Annotated in this window: 16 protein-coding genes; 1 reads left to right on the top strand and 15 read right to left on the bottom strand. The window is 57.5% G+C overall.

Going from position 1 to position 17,512, the window contains the following annotated elements; all coding sequences use genetic code 11:
- Positions 1 to 80: 80 nt before the first annotated feature.
- From KI787_07350 to KI787_07280, 15 genes are all read right to left on the bottom strand, one after another.
- Complete coding sequence (locus KI787_07350) at positions 81 to 971, bottom strand: DUF1853 family protein (GenBank protein ID MBV6629764.1); 891 nt, start codon at positions 969 to 971, stop codon at positions 81 to 83.
- Between the two features lie 491 nt (positions 972 to 1,462).
- Complete coding sequence (locus tag KI787_07345) at positions 1,463 to 2,773, bottom strand: NADH:flavin oxidoreductase/NADH oxidase family protein (GenBank protein ID MBV6629763.1); 1,311 nt, start codon at positions 2,771 to 2,773, stop codon at positions 1,463 to 1,465.
- A 78-nt stretch (positions 2,774 to 2,851) separates the two neighbouring features.
- The gene (locus tag KI787_07340) at positions 2,852 to 3,601 is read right to left on the bottom strand and encodes a TorF family putative porin (GenBank protein ID MBV6629762.1); all 750 of its coding nucleotides are present in this window, start codon (positions 3,599 to 3,601) and stop codon (positions 2,852 to 2,854) included.
- A gap of 44 nt (positions 3,602 to 3,645) precedes the next feature.
- Positions 3,646 to 4,617 carry a dipeptide ABC transporter ATP-binding protein gene (locus KI787_07335; GenBank protein MBV6629761.1) on the bottom strand — a complete coding sequence of 324 codons (972 nt, stop codon included), beginning with the start codon at positions 4,615 to 4,617 and terminating at the stop codon, positions 3,646 to 3,648.
- The gene (locus tag KI787_07330) at positions 4,614 to 5,633 is read right to left on the bottom strand and encodes an ATP-binding cassette domain-containing protein (GenBank protein ID MBV6629760.1); all 1,020 of its coding nucleotides are present in this window, start codon (positions 5,631 to 5,633) and stop codon (positions 4,614 to 4,616) included. Before KI787_07330 ends, KI787_07335 begins: the two co-directional genes overlap by 4 nt.
- Positions 5,596 to 6,528, bottom strand: a complete 933-nt coding sequence (gene oppC, locus KI787_07325; GenBank protein ID MBV6629759.1) for an oligopeptide ABC transporter permease OppC — start codon at positions 6,526 to 6,528, stop codon at positions 5,596 to 5,598. Before oppC ends, KI787_07330 begins: the two co-directional genes overlap by 38 nt.
- A complete protein-coding gene (oppB, locus tag KI787_07320; GenBank protein MBV6629758.1) occupies positions 6,521 to 7,444 on the bottom strand; it encodes an oligopeptide ABC transporter permease OppB in 924 nt (307 codons plus the stop codon). The genes oppC and oppB overlap by 8 nt, the downstream gene beginning before the upstream one ends.
- An 18-nt stretch (positions 7,445 to 7,462) precedes the next feature.
- Positions 7,463 to 9,064 carry a peptide ABC transporter substrate-binding protein gene (locus KI787_07315; protein MBV6629757.1) on the bottom strand — a complete coding sequence of 534 codons (1,602 nt, stop codon included), beginning with the start codon at positions 9,062 to 9,064 and terminating at the stop codon, positions 7,463 to 7,465.
- The gene (locus KI787_07310) at positions 9,061 to 10,953 is read right to left on the bottom strand and encodes a DUF885 domain-containing protein (GenBank protein MBV6629756.1); all 1,893 of its coding nucleotides are present in this window, start codon (positions 10,951 to 10,953) and stop codon (positions 9,061 to 9,063) included. Before KI787_07310 ends, KI787_07315 begins: the two co-directional genes overlap by 4 nt.
- Positions 10,954 to 11,191: 238 nt before the next feature.
- Positions 11,192 to 12,400 (bottom strand): tetratricopeptide repeat protein, encoded by a 1,209-nt coding sequence (locus KI787_07305; protein MBV6629755.1) that lies wholly within the window; start codon positions 12,398 to 12,400, stop codon positions 11,192 to 11,194.
- Positions 12,401 to 12,412: 12 nt separating this feature from the next.
- Entirely contained in the window at positions 12,413 to 13,042 is a 630-nt protein-coding gene (locus KI787_07300) for an energy transducer TonB (GenBank protein ID MBV6629754.1), read from the bottom strand.
- Positions 13,043 to 13,057: 15 nt separating this feature from the next.
- Positions 13,058 to 13,462 (bottom strand): biopolymer transporter ExbD, encoded by a 405-nt coding sequence (locus tag KI787_07295; protein ID MBV6629753.1) that lies wholly within the window; start codon positions 13,460 to 13,462, stop codon positions 13,058 to 13,060.
- Between the two features lie 3 nt (positions 13,463 to 13,465).
- A complete protein-coding gene (locus KI787_07290; GenBank protein ID MBV6629752.1) occupies positions 13,466 to 13,888 on the bottom strand; it encodes a MotA/TolQ/ExbB proton channel family protein in 423 nt (140 codons plus the stop codon).
- 111 nt (positions 13,889 to 13,999) lie between these two features.
- The gene (locus KI787_07285) at positions 14,000 to 15,346 is read right to left on the bottom strand and encodes a MotA/TolQ/ExbB proton channel family protein (GenBank protein MBV6629751.1); all 1,347 of its coding nucleotides are present in this window, start codon (positions 15,344 to 15,346) and stop codon (positions 14,000 to 14,002) included.
- Between the two features lie 19 nt (positions 15,347 to 15,365).
- A complete protein-coding gene (locus KI787_07280; GenBank protein MBV6629750.1) occupies positions 15,366 to 16,127 on the bottom strand; it encodes a DUF3450 domain-containing protein in 762 nt (253 codons plus the stop codon).
- 398 nt (positions 16,128 to 16,525) lie between these two features.
- Here KI787_07280 and KI787_07275 point away from each other — a divergent pair, with 398 nt between their 5' ends.
- Positions 16,526 to 17,461: a hypothetical protein gene (locus tag KI787_07275; protein ID MBV6629749.1), complete on the top strand. Its 936-nt coding sequence runs from the start codon at positions 16,526 to 16,528 to the stop codon at positions 17,459 to 17,461.
- The last annotated feature ends 51 nt before the right edge of the window (positions 17,462 to 17,512 follow it).

Here is a 17,512-nt window from a genome sequence, read left to right as displayed (position 1 = left end):
ACCCCATTGTTGTTTCCTCACTTCAGCATAGACGATTACCTGGCATGGACCAACGCGGTCCATCACTAGGCTGTCGCCACTCAAACCTCTGGAACAATCCACCCCCGGCTAAGCTCAGAAGAGTCATCGATGACGGCAACCAATACGGGGACACCACGCCCCAGCTGGGCATCTACCAGCTGCCCGTCGTAGGCAGGTAAAGCGCCGCAGTCCTCCGGCTGCAATGGCGCCAAAGCCCACCTTGGAGACAGGAGGCGAGGTTTATGCTCAAGATTCTCCAAGGTTTGCCGCTGGGCAGCTCCCATCCACCACCCCCACTCAACGTTCGGCTCGCAGTGTGCCGGCAAATCCGGCCGGGGACCATGCCGAAAACTCTCCCAAGGTAGAAAAAGACGCCCAGCCATCAAGGCCCAACGTTGGTAATGCTGAACTCCTAAGGAGCGCAAGCAGCTCTGTCCTGCCGGCGTAGCGCCAAGTTGTAACTGGCGCTCCTGCATGTGGCTGTATTTCAGATCCAGGCGGTCACGCCCCCGAGGCCCCACCCAGTTGTGCATCAATGTGGGATCGCCCTTGCGATGCAGATACTGCTTAAAGGCGAGCTCAAGATGAATATGCACGTCTTGCTGCAGATCCCGAAGAACCACATCGAAAGCCCCCACAGTACGCTTATCTTCACGGACTTGAAGATCATGGGCTAACACTTCGAACCGCTGCGAGCCGCGAAGTAGCGCAACCACCAAGGCCTCAAAGTAACGCCCCGAGCGTCGCTCCTGTAGTGCGGCTTCCAAGGCCTGATCAGATAGGGTGTCGATGACACCCTCTAAGTCCGAGCGCAACTCCTTCAGGTGCGCTGTTGCCAGCCACCCGAGGTTTGCTTGGGACGCCCCACTTACAATGGGCGAATGCGCCAAGAGCCAGTGTAGGTCGCGCCGAGCGCGTTCTGATCCGTGAGCTGCGTGAGCGTCGTTCACACTAAGAATCGTGAGGGCTGCAATTACCGATTGTCGCAGATGAGTGACGAGAGCTTGCTTGACATGGACCCTGACGGCAGAGCACGCAGTCGCCACTAGCTCATCTTCCCAAGCCAGCCGCTAGCTCCGTCCACTCCACGTCGCCATACCCAAGCTCCTCCTGCAGGGTAGGCACGTGTTGGCCGACGATATCCGTCTTCAAGTAGACCGGAACCAATAATCTGCGCCAATCTGCGGCCCAATGGCCTTCGCTTGAGCCTGCTTTGTTGCCGCAGATTCACGTCGATGCAAAGAGCAACAGCCAATAACCCGTCGGACCAAGGCTGGACCAAACCGACCGCATATCCAGCCCTCGCCCTAAAGCCTCATTCCCATCTGTGGCCATCAGTGACCATCTGTGGAAAAACAATCTGCGAGAATCTGCGGCCCAGCTGCTTCTGCTTAAGCCTGCTCTGCTGCCGCAAATTGAGGTCAGCCGACACGGTGGGACTTCAGCCGGCCACCGCCTCGGTGCGTTGGCGCAGGTCGCGGCCGGCTTGCTTAAGCTGACGCATGCGGGCGCGGGAGAGCTTCCATTCGTCTCGGAAGTGGCGCATGTAGGCGGTGAGCGCGCTGATCTCTTCAGGAACATCTCGGCCCTCTGCAATCGCAATGATGTTGCGGTAGAACCAAGCCACACTGGCCTGAACATTGAGGGCTTTGATCAGGCTATTGGAAGAGTAGGGCCCCCAGAAACCAGGGCCCAGGCGCAAATTTTCTTCAGGCTGTGGAAGCCGGTAGTCCGCATCTGCCAGCAATTTATGACCGGCATCCGGCTCCACGCAAAGTGGACGCGCAATGCCAACCACATCCAGGGCATTGTCTGCCAGGGCTTGGTCCATCACGCTGCGCGATCGAAACCCGCCGGTGATGCAGATAGGCAAACTGACAGCATCGCGAATCTGTGCGGCGTACTGAATAAAGTAGGCCTCGCGCGCTAGGGTGCTTTCCGACTTACGGGTACTGCCATCCAGGGGCGCGAAGTCCTCATAGGTACCGCCGGATATTTCCAGCAGATCCAAGCCTTCGGCTTGTAGCCACTGCGCCACCTGGCAGCACTCTTCCAGGGTAAAGCCATTCTTCGAGAAATCCGCAGAGTTCAGTTTCACACTCACCGGGTAGTCCGGGCCCACGGCAGCGCGTACGGCACGTACGGCCTCTAGAAGCATGCGGGCACGGTTTTCCAAGGCGCCGCCCCATTGATCATCGCGCTGGTTGGTGCGCGGGGAGAGAAATTGGCTCAACAGATAACCATGTGCACCATGCACCTGTACGCCGGTAAAGCCCGCGCGTTTGGCACCAGCGGCAACGCGAGCATAGCCCGCGATGGCCGTACGAATATCGTCTTCGGTCATCGCCTGTGGCTGGCCAAACAGCCCGCCCAGCTTGAGCTGCACCGGAGACGGAGCCAGCGGGTGGGTATTGGATAAGCGCGTACATTGGCGACCGGGATGACTGATCTGCATCCAAAGCTGATTCCCGTGCTCGGTACCGGCCTCGGCCAAGCGCGCCAGTTCGGCTTCGCCACCGTTGCCGTCGAAAACGATATTGCCCGGCCGCTCCAGGTAGCGGTAATCCACCATCACGTTGCCGGTAATCAGCGTGCCTACACCGCCAGCACTCCAACGTCGGTACAAGGTGTTATGCCGCTCCGTGGCAATGCCCAAGGGCGTTGCCAGCCCCTCGGTCATGGCCGATTTCAGCAGCCGGTTGGGTAGTTCCACCCCACAGGGCAGACGCAGAGTTTGGGCCAATGCGGTCATATTGTCGTCCTCAAGGCGCACGGGGCTTAGCGTACGCAAAAAAAGGGAGCCCGCAGGCTCCCTTCGCATCATAGATCTTTAAAAGGCAGCGCCGAAGCTGCGGCTCCAGCCCACAGTGAACTGCGGACGCTCGCTCTCCAGCACTGGGTTAAGTGCCGTCAGTCCGTGGCTGACGCCGATGGTCGTACCGGTGATGGCCATGGCTACCTGACCCGCCATACCGTAGTCCTTGATGAAGCTCAGGCCGTAGTGCGCATAGTCGTCATCTGCGAACTGCTCGTAGTAATCGCCGGTTCCTAGGAAGTAACCCGCATTCACGCGTAAGTACGCATCAGCCAGCAGATCAAACTCATAGTTGGCCTCCACGTAGGCATATTCGTCTTCATCCGCCAAAGTGGTGCCGAAGCCGTAATACGCGTAGGTGTTCAGCCGGCCCCAGTTCAGGCCCAGGTAGGCTTCGCTACGGTTCACGCCGTCATCGGCTTCACCCGCACTCGGGTCAAAATAGCCAATTCCACCGATATCCAGGCTGAGTGTGTCAGCCAAACGCATGGCATAGCCGGCGTAAAGGTCCACTTCTTCATTGCCGGCATTGCCGCTTTCGGCCACCCAGCCGGTAAAGCCCGCATTGGATACCCAACCTCCAACATAAGCGCCGATGCTATCGAAGCTGTAGTCCAGGGAGGCCCAAACCTGGGCGCCGTCACTTTGCGGCACACCGCGGAAAACATACTCGGAGCTAATTCCGAGGTTGATTTCGCTGCTGGCAGCGGCAGTACCCGCGACCAAGCTCAGCATCAATCCAGCGCTCGCCAATTTCCGGCTCATGAAGCGTCCTATCCCAAATGTTTGTGCGCGTATTATGCCGATCCTCAAGCGAACTGGCAGGCCACCTTCCCCGGCCCAGCAGCTGCAGGCTTGAGCTCGGGCACCGTTGCGCTGCAGCTGGCCTGAACCATGGGGCAACGCGTTCGGAACACGCAGCCGGATGGTGGTGACAACGGTGAGGGCAACTCACCGCTGAGCAAAGTGATGTCTTTGTTGCGCTCGGTGTCCGGGTCGGGCACCGGAACGGCGTCAATGAGAGCCCGCGTATACGGATGCTGGGGAGCTTGGTACAGATCATCCCGCGAAGCATGCTCCATAGCCTTGCCCAAATACATCACCAAAACCTCATCTGAGATATGGCGAACGACGGCCAGGTCATGCGCGATGAACAGCAAACTCAGGCCCATCTCCTTTTGCAGATCCATCAGCAGGTTCACGATCTGGGCCTGAATGGAGACATCCAGCGCACTCACCGGCTCGTCGCAGATCAGCAATTTGGGGTCAACGACCAGGGCGCGTGCAATACCAATGCGCTGACATTGACCGCCTGAAAACTCATGCGGGTAACGGTTGACCTGATTGGGCAGCAAGCCGACCAATTCCATAGACTCGCGCACTTTTGTGCGCCGACTCTGGGCATCCATTTCCGGGAAAAACACCCGCAGCGGCTCAGCAATGGCCTCGCCCACAGTCATCCGCGGGTTCAGGCTGGCGAGTGGGTCTTGAAAGACCACCTGCATGGTCTTCCGCAATGGGCGCATCTGCCGCGCACTCAGCCCTGAGAGCGGCTGACCATTGAGCCAGATTTCGCCAGATGTTGGCGGGTGAATGCCTAAGATGGCACGCGCCAAGGTCGACTTACCACAGCCAGATTCCCCCACCACGCCCAATGTTTTGCCAGCTTCTAGCTCGAAGCTGACGCCGTCCACGGCTTTGACCACATCGGTTTGAAACAGGCCACGGCGAATGGGGAAGTGCACGCGGACATCGTCTAGCTTCAGCAAAGGCGCCGTCATGTCAGATCTCCTACCGGCACATGACAAGCACGCGCGCGTTCTTCTTGGTGGTAGGTGAGTACGGGACGCTCACTACGGCAACGCTCTTGTACATCCACACAGCGCGGGCTGAAGGGGCAGCCCACAGGCAAGCTCGTGAGATCAGGGGGGTTCCCTGGGATGGTCAACAAACGGCCATGATCAGCACCATCCAAGCGCGGCACGCTTTTGAGGAGGCCGCGCGTGTACGGGTGCTGAGCCTCGTTGAACACCTGATCCAAGGTGGCGTACTCCATGACCTGCCCACCGTACATCACCATCACACGATCACAGAGTCCGGCCACAACACCTAGATCATGCGTGATCAAAATGATCGCGACCCCGAAATCCTGCTGCAGATCTTTGAGCAGATTGAGGATCTGCGCCTGGACGGTCACATCCAAGGCTGTGGTCGGCTCATCGGCAACTATAAGTTGCGGTTTGCAGAGCAATGCCATGGCAATCACAACGCGTTGGCGCATGCCCCCGGAGAACTCGTGCGGATAGTAGTGCACACGATTCTTGGCATCGGGAATCTTCACCGCGTCCAAAACCTCGATGGCACGGGCCAGCGCTTCTTGCTTGGTCATGCCCCGATGCGCCATCAGGCTTTCGGTGAGCTGGGTAGAGATACGCAGATATGGGTTCAAGGACGTCATTGGGTCTTGGAAGACCATGCCGATATTGGAGCCACGAACCGCGTTGAGCTCATTGGTATTCATGGTGAGCAGGTCGCGGCCGTTGAAGACCACCTTGCCGCTGGCTTTGCCGTTAGCGGCCAGCAAGCCCATGATCGACAACACCGTCTGGCTCTTGCCCGACCCCGACTCGCCCACGATACCCAGGGTTTCCCCGGCACCCAGCGAGAAGTTCACACCGTTAACGGCTTCAACTTCGCCGTCATCCGTTTGAAAGCGTACGCGGAGGTTATGGACCTCCAACAAACTTTGCGTGGCCACCTTAACGATCCTTGGGATCGAGCGCGTCACGCAGCCCATCCCCGATAAAATTGAAACAGAACAGCGTCAGCGCCAGGAAAATTGCCGGGAAGATCAGCATCCACACCGCCGATTGCATTTCCTGAGCACCCTCGTTGACCAAGGCCCCCCAGCTGGTGAAGGGCTCTTGTACGCCCAGGCCCAGGAAGGATAGGAAGGACTCCACCAGAATCACCTGGGGAATGGTCAAGGTGACGTAAACCACCACCACGCCCAACAGGTTGGGGACGATGTGGCGGAAGATGATGCGGCGGCTGCTCACCCCACAAGCCACCGCGGCTTCGATGAATTCACGCCGCTTCAGGCTGATGGTTTGCCCGCGCACAATGCGCGCCATATCCAGCCAATTGATAGCGCCGATGGCGATAAAAATCAGCAGAATATTTCGGCCAAAGAACACCATCAGCAGAATCACGAAGAACATGAAGGGCATGGCGTAGAGGATGTCCACGATACGCATCATCACGTTGTCCACCCGACCACCGACATAGCCAGCAATGGCGCCCCAGGAGATACCGATCACCAGGCTTACGATGGTAGCCACCACGCCAATTAGCAGACTGATGCGCCCGCCTTCCAGAGTGCGCACAAAAAGATCGCGCCCGACAGCGTCGGTGCCGAAATAGTGACCCGTGCTCCAGCTAGGACCCTCGGACACATGGTCCCAATCGGTAAAATCAAAGTTGAACTGGGACAGCCACGGCCCGAAAAGCACCAGGAAGGTGATCAGCCCCAGAATGGCCGTCGCCGTCAGCGCTGCCTTGTTCGCTTTGAGCCGGCGCCAGGCATCAAACCATAAGCTGCGGCCCTGAACATCCTGCTGCACCGCTGCGCTGTCAACGCTGCCCGCTTCTGCCGCAGCTGCCAGAGTCTCTGCGTTACGCGTATTAGTCATAGCGCACCTTCGGGTCGAGCGCGCCGTAGAGCAGATCGACAATGAAATTGAACACGATGATCAGAATTCCGTAGAACACCACTACACCCATCACCAAGGTGTAATCCCGGTTCAGCGCTCCCTGCACAAAGAAGCGGCCAAGACCAGGGATACCGAAGATTTTCTCAATCACCACCGAGCCGGTAATGACCGCCGCAGTGGCGGGCCCCAGGTAGGACAGAACGGGCAAAAATGCGGGCTTCAGCGCATGCCGCATGATGATTTTGAACTCAGAAATGCCCTTAGCGCGCGCCGTGCGAATGTAGTTTTGGCGCAGGGTTTCAATCATGGATGAGCGCATCAGCCTTGCGATGTAGGCGATTTGCGGTAAGGCCAAAGACACCACGGGCAACACCAGTTTGGCGCCTCCACCACCATCCCAGCCACCGGCCGGCAGCCAGCCCAAGCCCACGGCGAAGAACAAGATCAATAACGGCGCCACCACAAAGTTGGGAATGGAAATTCCCGTCATGGCTACCGTCATCACGGTGTAGTCCGTGGGCTGGTTTTGACGCAAGGCCGCCACAATACCCAGAGTGCCACCGACAATTAGTGCCAGAAGCACGGCCAAACCACCGATGGTCAGGCTCACTGGAAAACCCTGAGCGATGAGCTCATTCACCGAATACTCACGGTATTGAAAACTGGGCCCGAAGTCCCCTTGGAGGATGTTGCCCAGGTAGCGCAGATACTGCTGCACCAGGGGTTCATCCAGGTGGTAGGCCGCATTCAGGTTGGCTTCAATTTCCGGCGGCAAAGACTTCTCACTATCGAATGGCCCCCCTGGGGCAATGCGAATCATGAAGAAAGCCAGGGTAATCAGCACCAGCAGTGTGGGGATCGCTCCCAGCAGGCGCTTGAAGGCATAACGCAACATGGATCAGGTTCCTAAGCGCTACTGGGGCGTAGCCAGTAAACGGAAATTCTTGGAGTAATGATGGTCCATGATGTTGGGCGCATAACCGTCCACCAGCGGGCTGATCATGCGCTTGGACACATAAAAGTAAATGGGCAGGATTGGCAAGTCTTCCAAGAGCAGTCGCTCAGCATCTTGCAAAAGCTCACGCCGGCGATGCTCGTCAGCCTCGATGGAGGCCTGCTCTAGCAGGGCATCGTATTCGGGGTTGCTGTAGCCGGAATCGTTGATGCCATGTTTGGTGTGTAAAAGCTCGGCAAAGGTATAAGCGTCGTCGTAGTCACCAATCCAGCCAGCACGGAATAGCTGTGTGATGCGTTTTTGCTTACGGGTTTGCAAAAACACCTTCCATTCCTCATTGATGAGGTTGACCCGAACGCCCAGGGCTTGCTTGAGCATGGCGGCCATGGCCACGGCAACTTTCTTGTGGTTTTCGCTGGTGTTATAGCGCAGCTCAATGCGCAGCGGGTTCTTGTCTCCGTAGCCTGCTTTGGCATACAAACGTCGCGCCTCGGCCAAGCGTTCTTCTTGGGTCCAACTCGCCCATTCCGGCACCTGAGCTTGGTAATTATTCACGCCGGGAGGAACCCAGGAGTAGGCAGGCTGTTCGCCCAGACGGGTGACCTTCTCGGTCAGAATTTCCCGATCAATAGCCATCGTCAGCGCACGGCGCAAGTCTGGGTTGTCCTTAAAGGGCGGCTGGGTGACGTTAAAGCCGTAGTAGTACACGCCCAAATAGGTGCTGATGTGAAACTGCTCCGACATGTTCTCGCGGATCCAACGAACCTGGGCCAGTGGCACTTCGTTGGTCCAATGCAATTCGCCGGCACGAAACCGCTTGAGCTCAGAGGACTGGTCCTCCGTAGCGTGGTAGTACACCTCGTCTAACACCACATCCTCGGCGCCCCAGTAGTAAGGATTTTTCTTGAGCTGAATGTGCGACTGCACCACCCAATCATCGAGCACAAAGGCGCCATTGCTGACCAAGTTCCCAGGTCTGGAGAAGCGATCACCATGCTCACGTACGGAGGCGGCGTGCACTGGGTAGGTGGACGAGTGCGTCAGCAGCCCCAAAAAGTAGGGTGTTGGAGCTTTTAAGGTCACTTGCAAAACGCGGTCATCCAAAGCCTTTACACCGAGGGCTTCGGGTGGTTTGTCGCCAACGATGACGGCTTCCGCATTCTGGATGGAGGACAATATTTGGGAATATTTGGACAATGTGGCCGGATCAACGCTGCGCCGTAGCCCGAAGACAAAGTCGCTAGCCAACACGGGGTCGCCGTTGGACCAGCGCGCGTCATCACGCAGAGTGAAGGTATACACCCGTCCGGCCTCGCTGATTTCCCAGGATTCCGCAGCACCGGGGATAATCTCCCCGGTAGGCGCCTTCGAGGTGAGGCCCTCGTAGATGTCCCGCAAGATGTTCGAAGAGGGGACGCCTTCGGCCTTATGCGGATCCAAAGTTTGAGGTTCTGCACCATTGCCTTTGTGCAACACCTGCTCCTGCGCCAACTCAAGCGCTTGCGCTGAGCCCATGAGTGATGCCAATAAAAAGCCAATGGCCGGCAGCCACTGTGTCATCGCGCTTTCTCCTCCAAGGATTCTTGCTGAGCTTCAATCCAACTTGTGATGCGGGCCTCCAAGACAGACAAGGGTAAGGCCCCAGCATGCAATACCTCATCGTGAAAGACGCGGACGTCGAAGTTTTGGCCAAGCGCCTCCTCGGCCGTGCTGCGCAATTCCCGAATCTTCAGCTGCCCCATCTTGTAGGCCAGTGCCTGTCCGGGGAGGACCAGATAGCGGTCAACCTCTGCCTCAATGCGGCTGCGATCTCGACCGGTATTCACCACGAAAAACTCGATAGCCTTTTCCCGGCTCCAACCCAGTGCATGCATGCCGGTGTCGACCACCAAGCGAATGGCACGCCACATTTCGTAGGTCAGCGCGCCATATTTGTAATAGGGATCGGTATACAAACCAAGCTCTGGTCCTAAACTTTCTGCGTAGAGTCCCCAGCCCTCGGTGTACGCCGTGAAGCGCGCGTGTTTACGAAACTCCGGAACGTCTTCAATTTCCTGGGCGAGCGCAATTTGGAAATGATGGCCTGGCACAGCCTCGTGCAGCAGCAAGGCTTCCATCTCAAACTTAGGCGATGAGCCCATGCGCAGCGTGTTGATATAGAAAATGCCAGCGCGGCCAAATTCGGCATTGCCGGGGATGTAATACGCCGTCGACGCGCCTTTGGCGCGGAAAGCCGGGACCGGTTCAATGCCATAAGGCAAGGAGGCAAATGTACGGAAAAGCTTGGGGATGAGCGGGTCTACGCGTTTGCCAAGGGCACGGTACGCCTGAACGTAATCCTCTTCAGAGTCGAAATACCAGCGTGGATCCTGCTTCACCTTGGTCGCGAAAGCTTGAATGGAGCCAGCAAAACCGATCTCCTTCATCACAGCATGCATCTCACTGCGAATGCGTTCGACCTCATCCAAACCGATCTGATGAATTTGCTTCGGAGTGAGGTCCGTCGTGGTATAGCCCCGAGCCGCATGGGCATACCAGTCCTGGCCCTTAGGTAGCTGCCCTAACCCGGTGGCCTTCACGGCGTTTGGCAGGTAGGTGTCGCGAACATAAACGTACACAGCCAAGACCGCGGGGCGAACCTGCTCCGCATAAATCGAGCGCGCTTTGGCAGCAAAGTCCTCCCGGTCCTGCTCAGACATATTCGCCGGGAGCTTCTGCAAGGGGCCTAACAGCGGCGAGTCATCCGCTTGCTCGGGAACTAGCTTTAAAAATTGCTCGGGTACGGGCTTGAGCGTGATCTGGGGTGGCGTAATACCCTGTTCCAAGCCACGCTCCAAAAGACTCCGAACTTGAGCCATGAGCACCGGCACGCCCTCTAGGCGTTGTAAGTAGGCTTCGCGATCTGCCGGGGTAAATAATGGCTGCGCGTTCAGCACGGAGGCTACCCAGCTCTGCACCCCGAACATCTGATTCACTGGCATCAGGTGACTGGGGTAGCTTTGTGCATCCACCGCCTTCGCCGCCAGGAATACCAACAAAGCGTGATTGAGCTGTCCGTCCTCGTCTAACTCACGACTAGGGATACTCTGGAGGGCCGCTAGTAAATCACGTTCCGCCTTATGTTGGAGCTCGAGTTCTTGCTCCGACATGTCGGTCCAACGGCCATTTTGGCCGGGGTATCCCGTAAATGTCGCGCTTTCGGGGCTGGTCGTCTGAGACCAATCCCAATAAGCGTTCATCAGACGCTCGAGCCGCTGCTGCGCCGAGGCACTTTGAGCACCCACCTCACGCCAGCCAATGAGCCGATTAATGCGTGGAGACAGCCCAGCGCTTGGCTCAGAGATATCCGCAAGCGTGGCGGAAAAGGCCTGATGAGCAGCACGGCTGACAGCGTCGGCCTGTGCCAGCAAAGGTACACAGGCCAAGATCAAAGCGCCTAGGGCTTTCATGATTCATTCTCCAGCTGTTTCATCGTCACCAACATGGGTCCCTGCTCTCCGCGTTCTCAATGGAGTCGCCGAGCACCTAGCCCGCCATGCGCACAGCAAAAGGCCCTCACAGCTTCGCTGCGAGAGAGCCGGGTTATGCAGGTGTTCGGGGGCATCGAGCTTGAGCGGCAGCGGCGGTACAGGCTTGGCCCATACCGCCGCTCATTCGCTGTCCCTGCCCAGAGCTCACGCCTACAGCTCAGCCTTCATCCAGGCTTTGCTCAGCCTTCAGGCTTAATGCGTGATTGGCCCAAGCCCGCGCATCCTCACGCGTGCTGTCATATTTGGAAGCCGCGCGAAAGGCCTCGATGGCTTCATCAAAGCGGCCAAGCTCTGCGGCAGCAATACCCTGGAGCATAGCGGCTTCCCCAGGCTTGTCGACGCCTAAATCACGAGCCTTCGCCAAAGTCGGGAGAACCTTATCCCAGTCTTCCTTCTCGACATACAGGTATGCCAATCGCAGGGCGAGCTCCCCGTCATCGGTGAGCTGCACCGCTTTCGCCAGCGCATCAATGGCCTTAGCGGTTTCACGGGCGCCCACCCAGGCGTTGGAAAGAAGCTCGTAATGCTTCTCACTGGCTTCGATCGCGCCACTCCGCAGCCCATCATCGACGATGTTGGCGGCCTTGTAGGGAATATCCAGATACAGATACAGATTCCCCAGATTGATCAGCTCTTTGGATTCATCCAAGTAGCCACGCCGTTCGGCCAAGCCGAGTACCGCCAGAGCTTCCTCGTCTTCCTTAATTTCCAGCAACATGCCAGAGAGCTGCTTCCAGTACTTCTCTTTGAGCGGAAACAAGCCGATCATATCGCGCAGGGTTCCAGCACAACGCTTGTAATCGTCCTGCTCGTAATGCAATGCCAGCTTGAGCTGATACCACTGCTCTTTAGGATCCTTAGACTCGCGGATGGCCTGAGTCAACGGAACCAAAGCCTTTCGATATCGCTTGAGCTGAGCATAAGCCGTTGCCAGTAGAACTCGCGCCTCAGGGGGTACCGGGTTTTTAGCGTTGGCGATGTAATCTTCCAGCGTAATCACGCCTTCACGATATTCCTCGACCGCAATCTGGAACTGCCCCAGGCTGTACTTCATGCTCTCTAGCTGGGCCTCTGGTAGAGCCTCCAGATTGATCGCTTTTTTGAAGTAATCCGCCGCCTGGCGGTAATCACCCTTTTGTGCCCATACGAAGCCATAGGTCTGGTACACCATGGCGGTTTCGTAAGGACTGTACTTGGTCGACGGCAGTAGGCTATCCAGCTTGCTTAGCGCCTCTGGATAGTCTTCTTCTCCGATCAGCTCATGAATCCGGGTCAACCGCCGATAGGTCGACTCAGAAAGAGTTTGGGCCTGAACTAAACCCGTCCAGCAGATCAAGGCCACTGCAAGCAAACGTAACATCAACATTGCAGACCTCCGTTAGTCTTGAGCGAGTTTAAATTCAATGGTCTGGGTAGCACGGTGCGCCACTGCTTTACCGTCCACCACACGCGGCTTGAACTTCCATTTCAGGATAGCGCGGCGCGCTGCTGAGTCGAAGACCCGCCGTGGGTTGGCGTCAACCACTTTGGGGTCGGACACCGTGCCGTCTTCATTAATGGTGAACTCCAGTTTCACCCACCCTTGAATACGGTCCCGGGCAGCGTTGCGCGGGTACTGCGGTGCAATCCGTACCAAGGGGATCAGCTCACCATCACCCTGGAAGTCCGAGCCTTTTTGGTAGCTTCCCAAAAAGGGCCCGCTGCCCGCACTCACCGGCATATCCACGTTGGGCACGTCGAAAGCTTGCGGCTGTGGCTGCGGCTTGGTGGTCTCCGCCACCTTCATTTTCGGTGGCGGCGGCGGCTTCTTCGGCGGCGGCGGCTTCTTCGGCAGTTCACGCTTACGCGTTTCTACTGAGTCATCCCGCTTTAAGCGGACAAAGTCCACCCCACCAAGCCCCGGGCTCTTGTCCACGTCTTTGCCCTGACCCAGCACCAGGTACTGCATCAGCCAGAACAAGAACAGCGCTACGACGGTAGCGCCGCCCAATGCGGCTACGAGTCTCATCACGTTCTCCGCCCGCTATTGCTTGTTGCTGGCGGCAATGGAGACGTTGTACACACCTGCCAGCCGAACCTGATCCATGACCTGCACTAACACGCCGGTCTGCGATTCCTTGTCAGCGATGATGACCACCGACCCTTCCGGGTTTTCTGCGTGTAGCCGCTCGGTGTTGGCACGGACGGCGCGCAATTCCACCTTACGCTTGTCCATCCAGATGTCGCCGTTGGGGCGAATGGCAATCATGATGTTGCCGCGCTCCTGCTTCTCTGCGGTATTCGCATTCGGCCGACTGACATCAATACCCGCCTCTTTGACGAAGCTGGTGGTGACGATAAAGAAGATCAACATGATGAACACGATGTCGAGCATCGGGGTCATGTCAATTTCGGCTTCCTCGGTTGCGCCGTGTTTTCTGCGTCGCATGAGTTAGTTACCTGTAGAGTCGTCATGGACGCCGAGCTCATCGTTGAGATACTCGGTTTCGCGTCGCACAACCTGTTCAAAATGGGAGCTGAAGTACAGACCAGACAAGGCGACCACCATGCCCGCCATCGTGGGCAATGTTGCTTTGGACACGCCCGCAGCCATCGCGCGAGCGTTGCCGGTGCCAAGTACAGCCATCACGTCAAAAACTTGCACCATGCCGGTAACAGTACCGAGCAGGCCCATCATCGGGCACAGCGCAATAATGGTCTTGATCAATCCAGTGGACTGTTTCAGCGTTCTATTCACTTCGCTGACCAATGCCTCGCGTCGCCGCTTTGCACCCCAACTGTGGTAGTCACCCCGCTTGCGCCAGGTCTCAACAACCTGTTGCGCCAGCTTGGGGTACTCCCGGCGGTAGTACATGAGGCGCTCAATAATGAGCGCCCACAGCAGTACTGCGACAGCGAGAATCAGCCAGAGGACCGAGCCACCCGTTTCCAGGAAGTCTCGGATTGCGATAAAGACTTCCACGTCTTAAGCCTTGGCGGAACCCGTCCGCTCGGCCACCAGGCCTGCTGATTCCTCTTCCAAGATCTGAACCAACGAGCGACTACGACCGGCTAGCCATTGATGCAGCATCACCAAAGGAATAGAGACGACCAAGCCAAGCACGGTGGTGATCAAGGCTTGCGAAATACCACCCGCCATCAACTTAGGATCACCCGTACCGAACAGAGTGATGGACTGGAAGGTTTGAATCATCCCAGTCACAGTTCCGAGCAGACCCAGCAGAGGCGCGACAGCAGCAAAGATCTTCAAGGCAGGCAGGCGCTTCTCGAGGTCTGGCGTTTCCTTGATGATTGCCTCGTCCAAGCGCGACTCGACGGTTTCAAGATCCGCACTCTTATCCTTTTCGAAGGCCATCAAGACACGACCCAATGGGTTGTCGTCACGCGCAGCTTCGTTGCGCTGCTTGGACATGGCCGAGCCGGTCAGCGTCAGCGACACTGCCCTCTCCAAAGCCATGAGCAAACCAACCAGACCAATGCTGAGGATCACGTAGCCAACCAGACCACCTTGCTGGATGCGCTCGCCCAAGCTTGGTGCGCGCACCAACACGGACAGCAAGGCCCCACGCGTGGGGTCAAGCGCAATGCGGCTTACCCCAGTGTCGGTATCTTCTAAATCAGCTGCCATTGAACCAAAGCGGCCAGGGGGCTGACGCTCCAACTCCACGAGCTGCTGGGTGTCGGCTTCCCACACCAAGTATTTGCCGTCAGACACAGCGGTGAAGGCGCCAACGCGAACAACGTCACGAGGCTCTTTGGTACCGTCGGCATTGACGACCTCGGTTTCAAAGGCAACGACGCGACCTGTTTCGGTCATCTCGCGTTGCAGCTCGAACCACAAGCGCTCCAGTTTTTCGATGGAAGGCAGCTCTTTACTACGGCCCAGTTCTTCCAGGAAGGCATCCCGCTCGATACCGGGCTGGGACGACACGTAGGAGCCCTGGGCGATCCCGCGCATGTCACCAGCAACCTGGCGAACCACACCAAACATTTCGCCCAGCTGACCCACGGCCAGCGTCAGTGAGGCTTCGAGCTCAGCCAGCTTTTTGTCGTTAGCCTCGAATTCATCCAGCAACTCTTCGGAGCGGCGCTCCTGGGTGGCCAGCTCAGCCTTGGCTTCTTTGAGCATGGCGGCTTGCTGATCACGACGCTCACGGAAGCGACGCTCGCGCTGAGCATTCTCAGCTTTCTCTGCCGCACGCGCGTTCTTGGTTTGCTCGAGCAGCTGTAGCAGCGGGTCGGGCTGAGAGGTTTGAGCAATGGCAGCAACCGGAAAGACCAGGGCCGCAGCCAAAACAATCTGTTTCAACATTGTGTTCTCCAGTCTTGGCTTAGAGGTCGGCCGGTGCAGCAGCTGGCACCAGCAACAAGTCGGGCGCGGTTTGCTTGCGGGCAATCCGCAGACCATCGCGTACAGCAGTCTTGTAATCATTATCAATTACGAAGTCCTTGCTAGCCGGGTCGTAATACCCGGTCAGACCTGCGTCCAAGGACTGGAACATCAAAGCCACGCGGCCAACGCGGAGAAAGTCCATCGAGCGCTTGGCACCATCAATGGTGAGCTCTGCCTGGTACGCCTCGATCGTCCGGCCGTATTCCATCTCAACCTGGTAGGCCTCAATGATGCGGCGGTACTTCTCGGAGGTAGAGACATCGGCACGATCCATGATCTCGTGCAGAGCCTCGACGCGGGTGCTGCGCTCTTCTTGCAGGAAGGGCAGATCCAGCTCCACGAAGGACTCTAGCGTGTCAATCATGCGCAACATCATCGGGACCACTTCCCGGGAGACATCATTGATCTGCGCCAGCTGATTTTCGATGGAGGCCATCTCCTTCAGCTGGGAGTTGATCTGCTTCTCCAGTTGGCGGTTATATCGACGCAGACTTTCAGCTTCGCGGGTGGCTACGCGGTATTCGGTCAGCAAACGATCGGTTTCATCGTCCAACTGGTTGATAGCCACTTGCGAGCGCCGGGCGTCGGCGTCAATGCGTTTTTGTACGGAAATCGTGGAGTCCAGCGTATCCGCAGCGGCTGGCAGAGCAATGGCTCCACCTACTGCTAGAACAACGCCAGCGATCAGCTCTCTAGGCATGATGGCTCGTTTCGTCGTGAGGTTCATTGAATAAAAAGACCCGCATCTCGGATGACATGCGGGCCCCCGTTGTAAAGCAAGGCGCGGATTTCTACCACGCTTACCATGGGTTGTCCATGTGCAGCGCGGCAAAAAAGGCCCTCGCTCGGGCGTTCTCCAGCCCTTTGTTTGTTCCCGCAAATGCGGACCTATGCACCTTTCTCGCGCCCAAACACGGTGCACCACAGATGTGATGCCAAGCTCGTCGTCGAGAAAAACGCCGATTGCATATGCGCACTAGCAAACACCTTGCCAGGTTCTTCAAAAACGCTGAATTTGCGTAGATATGGCATTGTCATTTTGTCGCCATGCTCCCGCTGGCAGTATGCACCACGGCTTCACATATATAAGGAGCAAATATGCGCCTCATCTCCTCGGTTCTGACCCTACTCAGCGTGGCAGCTGCACTGCCCGGCTGCGGATCAACATCCGATCAAGCCACATCAGCTGGTAACGCCACAGCCAGCGCCAAATTGGACAGCGCCGAGCAAGCCCTGCAGGCCGCTGCCTTTCTGAATGCCGCTAGCGATTTTGATGCAGCGGCATTGGCATTCACGACCATTGAATCACCACAGGTTCGCAAACAACTGAGCGGCTCAACAAAGCTCAGCATTGAAGATGCGCCATGCGATGGTGGTGGCAGCTTCGACTTTAGTGACTCTGGCGGGCCTGCCGGATCAACGGATTACCTGCGCTTCAACTTTGAGCGCTGTGTGGACGAAGAGGGCACCTTCTTCGATGGCCGCTTAGAGCTGATCTGTAGCGAAGGTGAGTTTCGCAGCGATGATCAGGCCAGCTGCCGCAACACCGTCATTAACTTTGGCCAGGGCGGTCGCCCCATCGAAGTGCGTGAGCTCAACCAAGAGCAAGTTCGGATCAGCGGACGCTTCACGATTCGATTCGGTAGCAGTGCCGTGACGCTAGAACAAAGCCTGGAAGCTCGGGTGACCAGTGCGGATGGCAGTGAAGAGGGCCTTTTAGTGACGCGTGAGCTGGAGCAGCGCCGAGCGCCGCAATCGGCAAGCATTGACGAGATTACGGTCAATGGCGAGGCCGGCGCTGACTACTCTGGCGACAATATTGTCTGCAACCGAGGCTTGGTCGAGCTGCGAACCATCAATGCACTTACCCGAGACAGCCAAGCCGGGCTGGTCGGCGGCGAGCTGCTGGTTCGTAATGCGGAAGGCGCGGAAGCCACACTGGAGTTTGCGAGTGACGGCGGCGTGAGCGTCACCCTGAACGGCGCTACGGTTCCCTTCTCAAGAGCAGAATTTGAAAACGCCTGCACTTTCTAAACAGCGCTGAACATCTCCGCGGTAGCGCCGCCTCGGGTGGGCGGCGCGCCA

The organism is Oceanococcus sp. HetDA_MAG_MS8 (assembly GCA_019192445.1).
In the GTDB taxonomy this organism is placed as follows: domain Bacteria; phylum Pseudomonadota; class Gammaproteobacteria; order Nevskiales; family Oceanococcaceae; genus MS8.
Note: the sequence above shows the minus strand (reverse complement) of the source record. Positions and strands in the feature narration are given on the sequence as shown.